This window comes from Pseudochelatococcus sp. G4_1912, from assembly GCF_047501465.1.
Lineage (GTDB): Bacteria > Pseudomonadota > Alphaproteobacteria > Rhizobiales > Beijerinckiaceae > Pseudochelatococcus.
The window spans coordinates 117,565-132,517 of sequence record NZ_JAZDRL010000001.1 but is presented as its reverse complement, the minus strand read 5'-3'; the positions used below and the strand labels follow the sequence as shown (position 1 = coordinate 132,517).

Genomic DNA, 14,953 nt, shown 5'->3' with positions numbered 1-14,953 from the left:
CTCTCCAAATGCTTTCATCTTTTATTTTCGCACCACATCATTCCAGAAGCGCAGATGCTCTTTCTGTTTGAGGCGATAAGATAAAGAAAAAGCGCTATGCGATGAATCCAGTCGCACAGCGCTTTTTATAAATGCTCAACTGTCAAAGATATCGGCTCAAAGGCCGCCCATACCTGGCGCAAACGTTGTACCGCCACCACGGAACAGCTGGGTCAGGAAGCTCTGCTCAGCACCGCTTGTAGGTGTTGTGCGGCTAATGAAGTCAAACACCACACCATCCTGCAGGCCGTAGTGAGCTACGCGCTCCACCTTGAAGGACTGGTTGAAATACACCGCCACCACGCGCTGATCGACGATGCGTGGCTCGATAAACTGCACGGTGCGCTGCAGCTTTTGGCTAATGTAGTAGAAAGTCTTGTTACCGACTGTCGAGACAGTGGAAGGCGTGCCCAGAATGGTTAAAACCTGCTCAACGCTCGTACCGGGCGTAATGCGGCTTAACGCATCCTCCTTGATCACGTAGCCGCGCGAGATCGTCTCGCTGCTGCCGCAGGATGCAAGCCCAAGGCCAAGCATGCCTGTAAGCAAAACTGCCGCAGACACGCGTATTGCTGATGCAGCGCGTCTCGATGTAAAGCTTTTGGCCGAAGAAATGCTCACCCGATGGTCTCCTAAGCTAATGCGCAAAGTGTGCGCTTGCATAAAACCTCGCATATGCCGTAACCCGCGTCTTGTGGATTTGCAAGGCGACACACAATTTAGTGGGGAAAGATGTTATTCGGATTAATAGGCCGCAAACGCAATACGGATGCTGTTGAAGCGCTTTATGCACGCATCCTCGCCGCCTCGCGGGCGCCTTTCCTCTATACCGACTTCGCTGTGCCAGACACGCTTGAAGGCCGTTTTGATTCGCTCACACTCCACGCAATCCTGTTGATGCGTCGATTACGCACATTACCTTCTCCGGCTGATAGCGTTTCGCAGGATCTTGTTGATATCCTGTTCCGCGAAGTCGACCGCAGCCTGCGTGAAATCGGCATTGGCGATATTTCAGTGCCCAAGAAAATGAAGATTTTTGCCAAGACTTTCTATGGTCGCGCGCAGCTTTTTGATAACGCTCTCAATGCTGCAGACGACAGTGCACTGCAAGAAGTGTTAGCTCGTAATGTCGGCAGAGACGCACAAAATCTGGCAGCCTTCACACAACATGTACGCCAAGTTGATGCAAAGGTAGCCAACTGCTCTCTGGATGATATTCTGTCTGAAGCAGCGTTGCTCCCGGATTCGCCCATAACAACGCCATATACTGGCCAGGAAAGTGTGGGGAGCACCACGACGCTCTAAATTACTGCATGGTTCTGTCGATAAATCGATACCGTTTTGTATGATTATGCATTAATTGATCACCTAAGGCCTGCCGCTTGCGGGCATCTCACTTCGCTCATGCGATTATATCTAAAGGAGGTCCATGATGACGGGCACCGAAAATTTTCCCCTGCAGCACATCTTCGACGTGGCTGACTTAAAGCCTGAAGGCAACGATGTGAAGGTGGAGACGACCTCCCAGGAACGCGAAGCGTTGGCTAAATTTCTTGATATACCAGCGATTCATCAGCTGACAGGCGTCTTTCACCTCTCCGGCAATGATTCCCGCGTAAAAATCCGTGGCGAGGTCCGGGCAGCGATTGAGCAGACTTGCACTGTATCACTGGAGCAGTTCGATGATTCCATCTTTGAGGAAGTCGAGGTTGTCTTCGCAGATATAGAGAGCATTCGGGCTGAATTCGGCGAGTCAGTAGATCTCGAATCAGAACTGGATGCCCCCGACGAGCTGATAGATGGTAAAATCGACCTCGGAGCCCTCACGGCGGAGTTCCTGGCGCTTGGTCTGGACCCTTACCCTCGTAAACCGGGTGTAAAATTTTCGTATGATGAGGGTTTTGAAGCGCCAGAATCGCCTTTTGCAGTGTTAACGGGCTTGAAGCAAACGACGCAGGGCAATAAGGAATAACCTCCTGCAATTGACAGGTACGAGCGCCTCGGCACACGTATCTGTACACTTCAGGAGTGTGTTCAGACCGCTGCAATAATTGCAGACAGTCGTATTGGAGTTTTATACGTTTACCATGGCTGCACCGATAACGATTGCGCTTGACGCCATGGGCGGCGATTTCGGTGCTTCGGTTGTTGTGCCCGGCGCGGCAATCGCGCTGGAGCGCCGCCCGGACATACGATTTTTGCTGCATGGTGACGAGAAGGTGATAGCACCTTTGCTCGCCAAGCATCCTGCTCTTAAGGCTGCATCAGAGATCCGCCATAGCGATGTATTTGTGAGGATGGACGACAAGCCCAGCCAGGCGCTGCGCGCGGGCCGTTATAAATCCTCCATGTGGCAGGCCATTGATGCTGTGAAAACCGGCGATGCTCACGTTGCTGTTTCAGCGGGCAATACCGGCGCGCTGATGGCAATGGCGATGTTCTGCCTGAAAACCATGGCGCCGATTGACCGCCCGGCAATTGCAGGCATCTGGCCAACGCTAAGGGGCGAGAGCATTGTGCTGGATATCGGCGCAACGATTGGTGCCGATGCGCATCAGCTCGTCAATCTTGCGCTGATGGGGACCGCATTGGCACGCGCCGTATTCGACATCGAGCGCCCGACTGTTGGGCTGTTGAATGTCGGCGTAGAAGAAATCAAGGGCAATGAAGCCGTGAAGGAAGCTGGGCGCATGCTGCGTGAAAGCACTTCGCAGCAATACACCTATCACGGTTTTGTTGAAGGCGATGATCTGGGCAAAGGCACGGTTGATGTTGTTGTGACAGAAGGCTTTGCGGGCAATATTGCACTGAAGGCCGCTGAAGGTACTGCACGACAGGTTGCAACTTATCTGCGCGCCGCGATTGAGCGCTCATTCATGGCGCGGATAGGATATCTCTTTGCACGTGGTGCGTTCAAAGCACTTCGTGAAAAGCTTGATCCACGCCGCTCAAATGGTGGAATTTTTCTGGGCCTTAATGGCATTGTTATCAAGAGCCATGGCGGCACAGATGCCTATGGGTTTGCTGCGGCAGTTGAACTTGCTTATGACATGTCTCGTTTTGGTCTGATCGATCGGATACGTGATACACTGACCCAGCCAGAGCCACTTACGGCTGAGGCATTATAGAGATTGAAGAAACGAGAGCATTTTGAGTGCTTCAATGAAACTCAAAACCGCTCTATAACCGGGCAGGCGAAACGCCGCGCCTCCAAAGTCGGGAGTCCATCGTTGCATCTCGCCAACCTGAGATCAGTCGTGCGCGGCTGTGGGGCCTATCTACCGGAACGCATTCTAACGAATGACGAGTTGTCTCGCATGGTCGACACGTCAGATGAATGGATTGCGCAACGCACCGGCATACGTGAACGCCACATTGCGGCGGAGGGCGAAACAACATCGCAACTCGGCGCAAAGGCTGCGCAAGCAGCGCTCGACAATGCGGGGCTGACAGCAGACGACATTGATCTTGTTATCTGCGCTACTTCCACCCCCGATTACACCTTTCCTGCAACGGCAACGCAAATTCAGCATGCATTGGGCATCAAGCAAGGTGTTGCATTTGATCTGCAGGCAGTATGCTCAGGCTTTGTGTTTGCACTCACGACAGCTGACAAGTTCCTCACTTCAGGGTCGCACAAGCGTGCACTGGTGATCGGCGCAGAAACATTTTCAAGGCTTCTCGATTGGGAAGACCGTGGCACCTGCGTGCTGTTTGGAGATGGTGCCGGCGCGGTTATACTGGAGGCGCAGACAGGAACGCAATCGCTCAAAGATCGCGGCGTTCTGACCTCACATCTGCGCTCGGATGGTCAGCATCGCTCCAAGCTTTTCGTAGATGGCGGCCCAGGTTCCACACGCACTGTTGGCCATTTGCGAATGGAAGGCCGTGAAGTGTTCCGTTTTGCTGTTGGTATGATTACAGACGTCATCGAAGATGCCCTCAGCGCCCTCGGCCTAACGGCTGCTGACATTGACTGGTTGGTGCCTCATCAGGCAAACCGCCGGATTATTGATGCCAGCGCCCAAAAGCTTGGTTTTGCCCCTGAAAAGGTCGTTGTAACTGTTGAGCGACACGGCAACACCTCCGCGGCCTCAATCCCGCTTGCTTTGTGCGAGGCCGTTAGTGACGGGCGCATTAAAAAAGGCGACCTGGTGCTGATTGAATCTTTGGGTGGTGGCTTCACCTGGGGCAGCGCTATTATCCGTTGGTAGGGATAGGCTTGGTCTTAAAGCCGCCGTGAATTTATGTCATTTGGACTCATCGCATGATTCACGTCATGCAAATCATTGAATTTACGCCATTGACCCGCGCAAGCGATGTGAATAGCGTTAAGCATAACAGTTGATGGCAACATCAAACGGCAAAAACGCAAATTTGGGCGTTCGATGCCAAGTTGGTGTGAACTGTTATGATTAACGCAATGAACGCTTCCCCGCTGGCGGGCTCGGCGAACATGGCAATAATTATAGGCAGATGCAGGCAAATGGCCTGTAGCTCTGGGAGCGTGCGGTTAACGCGCGGAAAGAAACGATGGCAGGACGGACAGTAACACGAGCAGACTTATGCGAGGTCGTCTATCAGAAGATCGGCCTTTCACGCACGGAATCGGCAGCACTGGTTGAATCTGTGCTCACCGAAGTTTCTGATACCCTCGCCCGTGGCGAAACAGTGAAGCTGTCGTCATTCGGCTCCTTCCTCATACGTGATAAAGGGCAACGTATTGGCCGTAACCCGAAAACCGGTGTTGAGGTGCCAATCGAGCCACGTCGCGTGATGATTTTCCGCCCCTCAAACGTGTTACGCGCTCGCATTAATGGCGAAGAGCCAGGCACGGAAGACTGATCAAGAACGAACGACAACAGTTTGGTAACAGTTTCGCGTGTCATGACGGATTCACGCAACATCCAAGCAGCACATTACTGTAGTGCGGAGCGAGCATTGAAGCGCTTGGCTTCCGGTTCGGCATGTTGCGGAAAGGAGTGACAGGTGAGCAAGGGACCAGACGCCTTTCGCACCATTAGCGAAGTTGCGGAAGAACTGAATATTCCTCAGCACGTTCTACGTTTCTGGGAAACGCGATTTACGCAGATTAAGCCCATAAAACGCGGCGGGGGCAGACGTTTTTATCGCCCGGATGATGTCTCGCTATTGGCAGGCATTCGGCATTTATTATACGGCGCGGGCTACACAATTCGCGGCGTTCAACGCATCTTGAAAGAACAAGGCGTTGCCCACGTTCAGGGGCTGGTTCTTGCGCCTGCGGATACCAGCAGCGCAAGCGTTCATGCAGTAGCCAGCGCGCTTGATAACATCCGTCCGCAATATATTGCGGCCCCTTCATATGACATCGATAGTAAGCAGGCGCTTGATAACCGCTTGCTTGAGCTTAAACTGGATGACACCGGGGTGGAAGCTTCGAGCATTCCAGATGCACTGCTTCCCCGCGATTTCAAGGACAATCGAAACGTCAACAAGCCATCGCATCGCCCGTCGTCACAAGGTTATCAGCCCCCACCCAGTCCGCCACTGGGTTCATCGGTTGATGCGCGGGTAGCCACCGTCGCCGCCGCTTATGCTGCCCTAACACCGGCCAGCGCTCCCCTCCACCCGCGCGACGGTTTTGCCATTCATCACGATGCGGCAGCAGATATCCAGCAGCACGATCCAACAGCGAATGCAACCGCCGAGATATCGTCAGCGTTGACAGATGTACATGTTGCTTCCGGGATAAGCCATTATGCGCCTGGCCCACTTTCGGCGGGTTCAGCATCTGGTCGCGCGCACCGCCTCGTTGAACAATCAGGCACGGCTCAGTCCGATGCTACCGATCATATAATCCAGCCGCAATATCGGCTCACAACAGGCACACGTGAGAATTTGCAATCGGTGCTTGAAGAATTACGCGAATGCAGGCGCCTGCTAGGCAGCACGCTTAACCGGCAGATGGACTAAATAGCTAAGCGTTTTGTATTTCTATAATCCTGAAGCGACCTGACATCATTGCATGCCGGCAATCGCAACGCTCGCTGCCCTGACATTGCGCAAGATGCCCTTTGCGTGCAATATAGCGACATTGAAATCAGTTGCGGATTGAACAATCCCTCTCATTTCAATGCCCTATCATATGTTAAAGGGAGATTGCATTTCCAGTGTTTGCATTTTTCTTTATTCGGGAACAACGGTCATTGTCGCTTCGTTGATGCTTTGCTTTCAAAAGTGAGACAGCGGAGTGTGCGCGCAAGCAAGAGGTATCCATGAGCGAAGTCCCAGTAACACGCCCTATTACAGTTGACACCCGCGGCGTATTGGCGGGACGTTTGTTTGCATATCTCATTGATGTTGTTATTATTTTCGTTCTTACTGCTGTTCTTGGCTCCATCATAGCATTCTTGGGCGTTGTGACATTTGGCCTTGCCTGGATGCTCTTTCCGCTGTTAGCCGGTACAGGTGTGCTCTACAGCGCAATCACGGTTGGTGGGGATGCCCAGGCGACGGTTGGCATGCGCTGGCTAGGTCTTCGCGTCGTTGGACCAGAAGGCACGCGGGTAGACTGGCTTATTGCTGCCGTTCACGCGATCTTCTTTTACATTGCTGTGAGCACCTTCATCCTCTTCGTACTGGATATTTTGACAGGTCTTGTGCGTTCAGACCGACGTATGCTTCATGATCTACTGACAGGGCTCACCATTGCCCGCGCTTGAGTTGCTTACTTGACGTGTTATGCTAGTGGATCGGCAAGACACCGCCTGTAAATACAATTCTTTGACGGCAAGCTAGAAATATACTATCATCTTGCAAACACTTGATTTTTCCTGAATTTTACCTATTCAGGAATTGATGATGGTGATCATTCGCTGTGACAACGCAACCACGCAACACACCGCAGTTTTTCTTAACCTCTCCTACTCCTTGCCCCTATCTTCCAGGGTTTCAGGAGCGGAAGGTGTTTACACATCTCGTTGGCCGGCGCGCGGAAGAGATTAATGACGTTCTCTCACAAGGTGGGTTTCGTCGCTCTCAAACCATTGCCTATCGGCCTGCATGTGAAAATTGTCGCGCTTGTGTTTCCGTCCGGGTTGTAGCCCGTGATTTTCGTGCATCACGCGGTTTTCGACGGATCATCAATCACAACGCAGATCTTGATGGCACCATGTTGCTGCCGCAGGCAACATCTGAGCAATATGGGTTATTTCGTAGCTATCTCGATGCGCGCCATGCTGATGGCGGCATGGTGGATATGAGTATGCTCGATTATTCAGTGATGGTTGAGGATACCCACGTTACCACCCGCCTTATTGAATACCGCACGCACAGCGGTGAGCTCATGGCTGCAGTGCTGACTGATGTACTGAGCGACGGCCTTTCAATGGTTTATTCCTTTTATAACCCTGACCTACCCCACCGCAGTCTCGGCACCTTCCTGATTCTTGATCACATAGATCGTGCGCAAATGCTTGGTTTGCCGTTTGTATATCTGGGCTATTGGGTCGATGGTTCGCGCCGCATGGGTTATAAGGGCCGCTTCCTGCCACAAGAGCGGCTGATGCCTGAAGGGTGGGTTCGCGTTGATCATGCGTGATCACGGCATCGTTTGCTGTTTTCGCTTCTGCTTTACGCAATCTTCAATCGGTTCCCCTTGCATCAATAGCATCATTGACCATGTCTCCTCATATCGACACTGGAGACAAACATGACACAACGGGATAATAACTCACCCTTTATGCAGTGGCGCCCGATTGAGTTGGCAGCACTTGTGATTGGTTTCATTATTTTCTGGCCTCTGGGCCTTGTAGTGCTTGCGTGGAAATATTGGAATGATCGCTCAGCCTCTCCCCGCAATCTTGACGATGTGATCTGTACAGGGGTGAACAACGTCCGTGATGGCCTCGCCAATGTTTTTGGCAGTAATCGCGCGCCGAATGTTGCTGCGGATGACCTTGCGCCAACGGGTAACGCAGAGTTTGATGCCCATGTACGCGCAGAACTGGAACGCATTGATGCTGAACGGCGAAAGCTCGCAGATGAAGTGCGCGCATTTCATGAATTTCTGGAACAAGAACGCGCTGGCGGTTCTGATGTTTATGCGCGTTTCCGCAATCAACGGGGCGGCAGCTTCAGCGCTTAAACCATTCCATAGAAATTAAAAGGTGGGGGGAAATCCCCACCTGATTATTTACTGGGCTTTTATAAAAGGAATATCGATCTTATCGCCAATCTTAGCGCCAATGCGCGCTACTGTACCGGCGTTAAGCTCAATTACAGCACGTACTGGCGCGCCAGAGGGGATATAACGCCGCGACATTGGCTCGGTTTTTTCGGCAATGCGCACGACTCGGCCATCTGCGCCAACGAACAACATGTCGAGCGGAATAAAAGTATTATCCATCCACATCGATACGGGCTGCACGACTGGGTAGTCGAAGATCATGCCACGATCTACAGGCATATAGCGCCGCCCCATTAAGCCTCGCGCCTGCTCCTCATCGGTGCGCGCAATCTCAACCTCGAAATGATGCTGGCCTGTTCCTGTCATAATTGTCAGGGTTTCAGTTGCCATGATCGCATTGGCCGGCAATGCAAATAGCAGAGACATTCCGAATGCGAACATCAACGCTAGAAATTTGTCTGCGTATTGCCTAGTCACCTGCATATTGGCCTCAATCCATCAAATTGAATGATAAACCGCAAAGTTGCTAAACCTTGCTGCAATGCATTCCTCTACAAAAAGCGAATCAGCAGAACGCAGATATGAAACACCACGCTTCCACCTACTGCGAATTTCGCTGCATGCGCGCATGGAGAATTGATCTTTCTGTCACTTATTTGCAGCTGACGCTTTCTCGCAGATAACGCTTAACTCATTGCAACGTCAACTCACTTTCGTGCGAAGAGGTAATATAAAGGTTTTAATATGTATGTGATTTCATCGAATTAAATAGAGCGTCAGACGCTCTGAAAGTGTCAGCATTGCTCTCTAATCTTTACCTTTTACCGGAGGCAATGGCTTACGAAATATATAGCACTTGAACACATGCCCTGCGCGCAGAGGCATGTGAACAGCAAAGAGCGCCACAATAAATCTTAATGGGAAACGGGAGCGTGACCTATATCCGGAAGGCGCGCTTCTGCGACCATGCGGCCTTTAGGGCCATCGCCGTAACGAACTAGAAGCGCTTGACCAGGTGTAAGCTCCATGAGGCCATAACGGCGCATGGTCTCCATATGAATGAAGATGTCAGGCGTACCTTCACCACAAGTCACAAAGCCAAAACCACGCTGGCGATTGAACCACTTCACCACGACCATCTCAAAACCACCCGTCGGCACCACTGAAACATGGGTGCGCACTGGCAGCTCAGAAGGATGAGGGGCTGTGCTCACATCAATGGAGTGCACACGAAACACCTGAAGGCCCCGAGTACGACGGATCACATCGCAAACAATGCTGGCGCCTTCTACAGCGGTTTCATAACCATCGCGCTTGAGACAGGTTACGTGCAGAAGCACATCTGGCATACCATTATCAGGCACTACGAAGCCAAAACCACGCGATACGTCGAACCATTTAATGCGCCCCCTTACCTCAATGAGGTCATGAGGAGCATCGTCCATCTCTGCGAGATCGACAGCTATATACGTGCCTGAACGCGTCTCATCCGTCATGGTGTGCAGCACCTGATAAATGCGAACCTAAACTTTCTTAACGATAACATTATCGATCTGCGAAAACAGGCGTTAATCCACTACTAAAGTGATTCACACACAGGCTTTATGTACCAAAAGCAAACAATTTCGGTACTTCATGCATTTTCGCAGACCAAGCTATTAAGCATTTCACTCAACGCCCGTTTGCTCTCAGCGAACACCCCGTGCGGCATCAACAGCTGCGCGCGTTTCGCGGGCCTCTTCGCGAATTGCAAGCCAGTCATGCGTTTGAAGCGCCTTAGGAGACACCAACCAGGAGCCGCCAACAGCGATCACATGTGGCACCGCCAGATAGGCCGCAAGGTTGTGCGGTCCTACCCCGCCTGTCGGGCAGAATGACACATCAGGAAATGGGCCATGCAAGGCATTCAACGCGGGCACGCCACCAGCGAGCTCAGCCGGAAAGAACTTGACCGCGCGATGGCCACTCGCAACGGCACGCATCACATCTGATGCCGTGGCTGTACCGGGCAACCAGTCGAGTGACTCACGCACCATCGCTTCATGCAGGGTTTCACTAAAGCCGGGGCTGAACGCCAATGAGGCGCCAGCATCACGCACCGCCTTTACCTGGTCGGGATGCACCACTGTACCCGCAGCCACCAGAATGCCTGGCACAGAGCGCGCGACAGCGCGAATCGCTGAAAGCCCTTCATCAGTGCGCAGCGTAAGCTCTACGACATCGATGCCACCTTCCAGCAATGTCTCAGCCAACGGAACCGCTGCTTTTACATCGCTAATTGTAACCACTGGAATAACGCCACACGCCCTGATCCGGTCGAGATGCACCTGCTGCATGAGTTTTACTCCCCATGGCGCTATAACGCGCCTCTTGTCGTTCACATCATTTGCGTGTGAGTCTAAAACGTTTTCCAGCTTAACGGAATCGAAATCACACACCCTGCCCGTTTATGAAAGCCACTTTTCTATGATCGGTTCCCACACATCCATGCCTTCTTCCACCCGGGCCTCCCGCATACCCGCACTTGATGTCGCGCGCGGCATCGCCATTGCTGCGATGATTTCCTATCATTTCATGTGGGATCTTTATTTCACTGGCTTTTGGCACATCAATGCCGCAACAGATCCTATGTTGCGCCTCTACGCCAAGGCAATTGCCGCATCCTTTCTGACTCTGGTGGGCATTGGACTTGTGCTGGCGCATGGCAATGGTATGCGGTGGCATTCCTTTATCAAGCGGCTAGGCATGATTGTCGCGGCTGCACTTGTGGTAACGGTGGGATCGTATTTCGCGTTTCCCGATAGCTATATATTTTTCGGCATCCTGCACTGCATCGCGCTCTCAAGCGTTTTAGCGCTACCGTTTTTGCGTGCACCCGTATGGCTTGTGCTGGTTGCCGCAGTGATCGCATTCGCCATGCCATGGGCTATCGCCGCACCTGTTTTCGAGGCACCGTGGGCCTTATGGCTTGGGCTGGGCATTATCCCACCGCTCAGCAATGATTATGTGCCGATTTTTCCGTGGTTTGGCTTTGTATTGATGGGCATCGCGCTATGGCGCCTAAACCCCGCTCACGCCAAAGATACGCCACGTTGGCAGCCACATAGCGTCATCGGTCGGGTTCTTGTATTTACCGGCCAGCACAGCCTGATCATCTACCTGACGCATCAGATTGTGCTGATCGGTATTCTTGTGGGTCTTGCGAGCCTTCTCAGGCCGCTTTGACGGGACGTTCGGCGATCTTGACCAGGTTCTTCAGGATCGTCGTCGTGCCCTTGAGGCGCTGCTCGGCCGTATCGAATGAATCGATGAATACAATGCGCATATCCGGCCGCACCTTGGCCAACGAACCCTGCTCGGCCACGTAAGACACCAACCCTGCCGGGTTCGCAAATGAGCTGTTGCGGAATGCCACGATCACGCCCTTTGGTCCCGCCTCTACCTTTTCAACGTTCGCACGGCGACACAATGCCTTGATCGAAACGATCTTCAGCAGCTGCTCAACCTCTTCCGGCAAGGTACCGAAGCGGTCAACCAGCTCGGCCCCAAAGGCTTCAATATCGCGATCTTCATCAATCTTGGAGAGCCTGCGGTAGATATCGAGGCGCAGCTGGAGATCCGCAACATAGTCCTCCGGAATCATAACTGGCGTGCCAATTGTGATTGTCGGTGACCATTGATCATCCGCCTCATCATCATCCGTTGCACCGGACTTGAGCTGGGCCACAGCCTCTTCCAGCATTTGCTGATAGAGTTCATAACCCACCTCACGAATGTGACCAGACTGCTCATCGCCCAAAAGATTACCCGCACCGCGAATATCAAGATCGTGGCTCGCAAGCTGGAAGCCCGCGCCCAGGGTATCAAGCGATTGCAACACCTGCAGGCGCTTCTCGGCCGTTGCCGTAATCTGCCGCTTGGCGGGGATCGTAAACAACGCATAGGCGCGTGTTTTCGAGCGCCCGACACGGCCGCGAAGCTGATAAAGCTGGGCCAGACCAAACATATCCGCCCGATGCACAATCAGCGTATTGGCGCGCGGAATATCAAGGCCGGATTCAACAATGGTCGTCGATAAAAGGATGTCAAACTTACCTTCATAGAATGCCGTCATGATGTCTTCGAGCTGGCCGGCAGGCATTTGGCCGTGCGCAACCGCCACCTTGGCTTCGGGCACCTCGGCATCCAGGAAGGCCTTTACCTCGGCCAGATCATCAATGCGCGGGCAGACATAGAAAGATTGCCCGCCACGATAGCGCTCACGCAGCAGCGCCTCACGGATAGAAAGGCCATCAAACGGCATCACAAACGTGCGAACCGCCAGACGATCAACCGGCGGCGTTGCGATGATCGATAGCTCACGCACACCCGTGAGCGCAAGTTGCAGCGTACGCGGGATCGGCGTGGCAGAGAGCGTCAGCACATGCACTTCTGCACGCAGCTCCTTCAGGCGCTCCTTATGGGAAACGCCAAAATGCTGCTCCTCATCGACAATGATAAGCCCAAGCTCCTTGAACTTGATTGTCTTGGCCAGCAAGGCATGCGTGCCCACCACGATATCGACAGTGCCATCAGCCAACCCTGCCTTGACCTTTTTCATCTCGGCGGCGGATACAAAACGCGACAATTGCGCGATGCGCACCGGCAGGCCGTGGAAGCGATCGACAAAGCCATTGAAATGCTGCCGCGCCAACAGCGTTGTCGGCACTACAACCGCCACCTGATGCCCCGCTAATGCCACAGCGAATGCGGCGCGTAAGGCAACTTCAGTTTTGCCAAACCCAACATCACCGCACACAAGACGATCCATCGGACGCCCCGTCGCCAGATCATCCAGCACAGCATCAATCGTATTCTGCTGATCCTCGGTTTCATCATATGGGAAACGTGCCGCGAACTCGTCGTAGAGTCCGGCAGGCAGCTCCACACGCGGAGCTTCACGCATTGCACGTTCGGCAGCAACCTTGATCAGCTGGCTTGCCATCAAACGGATGCGCTGCTTGAGCTTGGCCTTGCGCGCCTGCCATGCACCCCCGCCCAACTTATCAAGCGTAACCTCGGTATCCTCAGAGCCGTAACGCGACAGCAGCTCGATATTGACCACCGGCAGGAACAGCTTATCGCCACCCGCATAATGAATCTCGAGGCAATCGAGTGGCGCACCGGCAGCGGTGATGGTCTTCAGATCAACAAACCGCCCGATACCATGATCGACATGCACCACAACATCACCGGCGGAAAGGCTGCCGATTTCGGCGATAAAGTCCTGTGCGCGGCGCGACTTGCGCTTCTGACGCACGAGACGGTCGCCCAGAATATCCTGCTCGCTGATGACAACGAGATCACTCGTCTCAAAACCAGCCTCAAGCCCCCAGATCGCCAGCCCCACCTCATTACGGGGAAGCGCCAGCGCGACATCAAGGCGGCCAACATTGGTGACGGGTTTCAGACCATGATCAGCCAATACGTGTGACAACCGCTCCCGCGAACCATCAGACCACGCAGCCATGATGACCCGCTTTTTCGCCAGCACGCAGTCGCGCACATGATCGACAGCGGCCTGAAACACATTTGCGCTATCATCAACACGCTCGGGCGCAAAGTTACGGCCCTGCTTTGCGCCAGCATCGACAATCATGCGCGCGGCATCATCTGGCTGATTAAACGGCGATAACCGCACAAGCGCATGCGTTGCCTGACGCTCCGCCCACTCACGCTCGGTTAAATAAAGCGCCTCAGGTGGCAGCGGATTGTAAGGCGGACTTGCGGACGGCCCGACATCCTCCCGCGCGGCCTTGCGCGCTTCGTAATAATCATTGATCTGCGCAAAGCGCTCAGCCGTCGCCTCTGTTGCCAGTGCATCAAGCACCAGCGGCACACCGGGCAGATAATCGAACAGCGTATCAAGCCCGTCATGCAGCAGTGGCAACCAATGCTCAAGACCGGGATGACGACGCCCCTCTGACACTGCTTCATAAAGCGTATCATCACGCCTTGCTGCGCCAAATGCCTTCACATATCCTTGACGGAAACGTCGAATAGTCTCCGCCGTAATTTTGGCCTCGCTCATCGGCACCAGATCGAGCGAGCGCAACTGATGCGTCGTACGCTGCGTCTCCGGATCGAAGGCACGGATCGATTCCAGTGTATCACCGAAAAAGTCCAACCGAATAGGCTCAGCCAGGCCCGGCGCATACAAATCAACAATACCACCGCGCACGGCATACTCGCCTGTATCGCGCACAGTCGGCGTACGGGCAAAGCCGTTAACCTCCAGCCACTCGACCAGCCTGTTCATGTCGATGGCATTGCCGGGAGCTGCCGAAAATGTCTCACTTGCCACCTGCCGCAGCGGCGGCACACGCTGCAGCAGCGCATTGATCGTGGTGAGCACAACACGTGGCTTCTGCTCGGAAGAGCGCGTGCGCGCGAGTCGCGCCAATGTCATCATCCGTCGCGCGGTAATCGCAGATGTCGGCGACACACGATCATAAGGCTGACAATCCCACGCAGGGAAAGACAACGCCTCGATCTCGGGCGCAGCAAACGTCAGCCCGGCCTCAATGGCCGCCATGCGCCGATCATCACGCGCAACATAGATAAGAACCGCAGGCCATTCCTTGTCCCGCAAACCACGCGCCAGTTCAGCCACGACAAGCGCATCGTAACCATCGGGCACTCCGGCAATCGTAGCATTATCACCCCGAACGAGGGCATCGACAGCGCGCTTCAATGAGGACATCG

General features: G+C 53.6%; 14 protein-coding genes and 1 pseudogene. 10 read left to right on the top strand and 5 right to left on the bottom strand.

Annotated elements, in window-relative coordinates; translation table 11 throughout:
• Positions 1–156: 156 nt before the first annotated feature.
• Positions 157–576 (bottom strand): outer membrane protein assembly factor BamE, encoded by a 420-nt coding sequence (locus VRZ32_RS00600; RefSeq protein WP_414524993.1) that lies wholly within the window; start codon positions 574–576, stop codon positions 157–159.
• Between the two features lie 195 nt (positions 577–771).
• On the opposite strand from VRZ32_RS00600, the gene VRZ32_RS00595 reads away from it, so the two are divergent.
• From VRZ32_RS00595 to VRZ32_RS00555, 9 genes and pseudogenes are all read left to right on the top strand, one after another.
• Entirely contained in the window at positions 772–1,344 is a 573-nt protein-coding gene (locus VRZ32_RS00595; RefSeq protein ID WP_414523503.1) for a ubiquinol-cytochrome C chaperone family protein, read from the top strand.
• Between the two features lie 124 nt (positions 1,345–1,468).
• Positions 1,469–2,011, top strand: a complete 543-nt coding sequence (locus tag VRZ32_RS00590) for a DUF177 domain-containing protein (protein ID WP_414523502.1) — start codon at positions 1,469–1,471, stop codon at positions 2,009–2,011.
• A gap of 115 nt (positions 2,012–2,126) precedes the next feature.
• Positions 2,127–3,167 (top strand): phosphate acyltransferase PlsX, encoded by a 1,041-nt coding sequence (gene plsX, locus VRZ32_RS00585; protein ID WP_414523501.1) that lies wholly within the window; start codon positions 2,127–2,129, stop codon positions 3,165–3,167.
• 102 nt (positions 3,168–3,269) lie between these two features.
• The gene (locus tag VRZ32_RS00580; protein WP_414523500.1) at positions 3,270–4,253 is read left to right on the top strand and encodes a beta-ketoacyl-ACP synthase III; all 984 of its coding nucleotides are present in this window, start codon (positions 3,270–3,272) and stop codon (positions 4,251–4,253) included.
• A 319-nt stretch (positions 4,254–4,572) separates the two neighbouring features.
• Positions 4,573–4,884, top strand: a complete 312-nt coding sequence (locus tag VRZ32_RS00575; RefSeq protein ID WP_414523499.1) for an integration host factor subunit alpha — start codon at positions 4,573–4,575, stop codon at positions 4,882–4,884.
• Between the two features lie 144 nt (positions 4,885–5,028).
• Positions 5,029–5,299 (top strand): annotated as a pseudogene (locus VRZ32_RS00570) (MerR family transcriptional regulator); the annotation flags it as partial.
• Between the two features lie 997 nt (positions 5,300–6,296).
• On the top strand, positions 6,297–6,743 hold the full coding sequence (locus VRZ32_RS00565; RefSeq protein WP_414523498.1) for an RDD family protein: 447 nt from the start codon (positions 6,297–6,299) through the stop codon (positions 6,741–6,743).
• Positions 6,744–6,898: 155 nt separating this feature from the next.
• Positions 6,899–7,621, top strand: coding sequence for an arginyltransferase (locus tag VRZ32_RS00560; RefSeq protein ID WP_414523497.1), 723 nt, complete (start codon positions 6,899–6,901; stop codon positions 7,619–7,621).
• 111 nt (positions 7,622–7,732) lie between these two features.
• Complete coding sequence (locus VRZ32_RS00555) at positions 7,733–8,167, top strand: DUF2852 domain-containing protein (RefSeq protein WP_414523496.1); 435 nt, start codon at positions 7,733–7,735, stop codon at positions 8,165–8,167.
• Between the two features lie 48 nt (positions 8,168–8,215).
• Here the strand turns inward: VRZ32_RS00555 and VRZ32_RS00550 are convergent, their stop codons facing one another.
• The 3 genes from VRZ32_RS00550 to eda all read right to left on the bottom strand — a co-directional run bounded on the left by VRZ32_RS00550 (position 8,216) and on the right by eda (position 10,545).
• Positions 8,216–8,692, bottom strand: coding sequence for a DUF192 domain-containing protein (locus VRZ32_RS00550; RefSeq protein ID WP_414523495.1), 477 nt, complete (start codon positions 8,690–8,692; stop codon positions 8,216–8,218).
• 431 nt (positions 8,693–9,123) lie between these two features.
• Entirely contained in the window at positions 9,124–9,654 is a 531-nt protein-coding gene (locus VRZ32_RS00545; protein ID WP_414524992.1) for a cold-shock protein, read from the bottom strand.
• 243 nt (positions 9,655–9,897) lie between these two features.
• Positions 9,898–10,545: a bifunctional 4-hydroxy-2-oxoglutarate aldolase/2-dehydro-3-deoxy-phosphogluconate aldolase gene (gene eda / locus VRZ32_RS00540; RefSeq protein WP_414523494.1), complete on the bottom strand. Its 648-nt coding sequence runs from the start codon at positions 10,543–10,545 to the stop codon at positions 9,898–9,900.
• A 130-nt stretch (positions 10,546–10,675) separates the two neighbouring features.
• Here eda and VRZ32_RS00535 point away from each other — a divergent pair, with 130 nt between their 5' ends.
• The gene (locus VRZ32_RS00535; protein ID WP_414523493.1) at positions 10,676–11,434 is read left to right on the top strand and encodes a heparan-alpha-glucosaminide N-acetyltransferase; all 759 of its coding nucleotides are present in this window, start codon (positions 10,676–10,678) and stop codon (positions 11,432–11,434) included.
• Here VRZ32_RS00535 and mfd read toward each other — a convergent pair.
• Positions 11,421–14,951: a transcription-repair coupling factor gene (gene mfd, locus VRZ32_RS00530; protein WP_414523492.1), complete on the bottom strand. Its 3,531-nt coding sequence runs from the start codon at positions 14,949–14,951 to the stop codon at positions 11,421–11,423. The genes VRZ32_RS00535 and mfd overlap by 14 nt on opposite strands.
• Between the last annotated feature and the right edge of the window lie 2 nt (positions 14,952–14,953).

What these genes read in the sequence shown, in the direction of transcription:
- VRZ32_RS00600 (WP_414524993.1), bottom strand. Translation starts at nt 576, where the DNA reads ATGCTTGGCCTTGGGCTTGCATCCTGCGGCAGCAGCGAGACGATCTCG.
- VRZ32_RS00595 (WP_414523503.1), top strand. Translation starts at nt 772, where the DNA reads ATGTTATTCGGATTAATAGGCCGCAAACGCAATACGGATGCTGTTGAA.
- VRZ32_RS00590 (WP_414523502.1), top strand. Translation starts at nt 1,469, where the DNA reads ATGATGACGGGCACCGAAAATTTTCCCCTGCAGCACATCTTCGACGTG.
- plsX (WP_414523501.1), top strand. Translation starts at nt 2,127, where the DNA reads ATGGCTGCACCGATAACGATTGCGCTTGACGCCATGGGCGGCGATTTC.
- VRZ32_RS00575 (WP_414523499.1), top strand. Translation starts at nt 4,573, where the DNA reads ATGGCAGGACGGACAGTAACACGAGCAGACTTATGCGAGGTCGTCTAT.
- VRZ32_RS00565 (WP_414523498.1), top strand. Translation starts at nt 6,297, where the DNA reads ATGAGCGAAGTCCCAGTAACACGCCCTATTACAGTTGACACCCGCGGC.
- VRZ32_RS00555 (WP_414523496.1), top strand. Translation starts at nt 7,733, where the DNA reads ATGACACAACGGGATAATAACTCACCCTTTATGCAGTGGCGCCCGATT.
- VRZ32_RS00550 (WP_414523495.1), bottom strand. Translation starts at nt 8,692, where the DNA reads ATGCAGGTGACTAGGCAATACGCAGACAAATTTCTAGCGTTGATGTTC.
- VRZ32_RS00545 (WP_414524992.1), bottom strand. Translation starts at nt 9,654, where the DNA reads ATGGACGATGCTCCTCATGACCTCATTGAGGTAAGGGGGCGCATTAAA.
- eda (WP_414523494.1), bottom strand. Translation starts at nt 10,545, where the DNA reads ATGCAGCAGGTGCATCTCGACCGGATCAGGGCGTGTGGCGTTATTCCA.
- VRZ32_RS00535 (WP_414523493.1), top strand. Translation starts at nt 10,676, where the DNA reads ATGATCGGTTCCCACACATCCATGCCTTCTTCCACCCGGGCCTCCCGC.
- mfd (WP_414523492.1), bottom strand. Translation starts at nt 14,951, where the DNA reads ATGTCCTCATTGAAGCGCGCTGTCGATGCCCTCGTTCGGGGTGATAAT.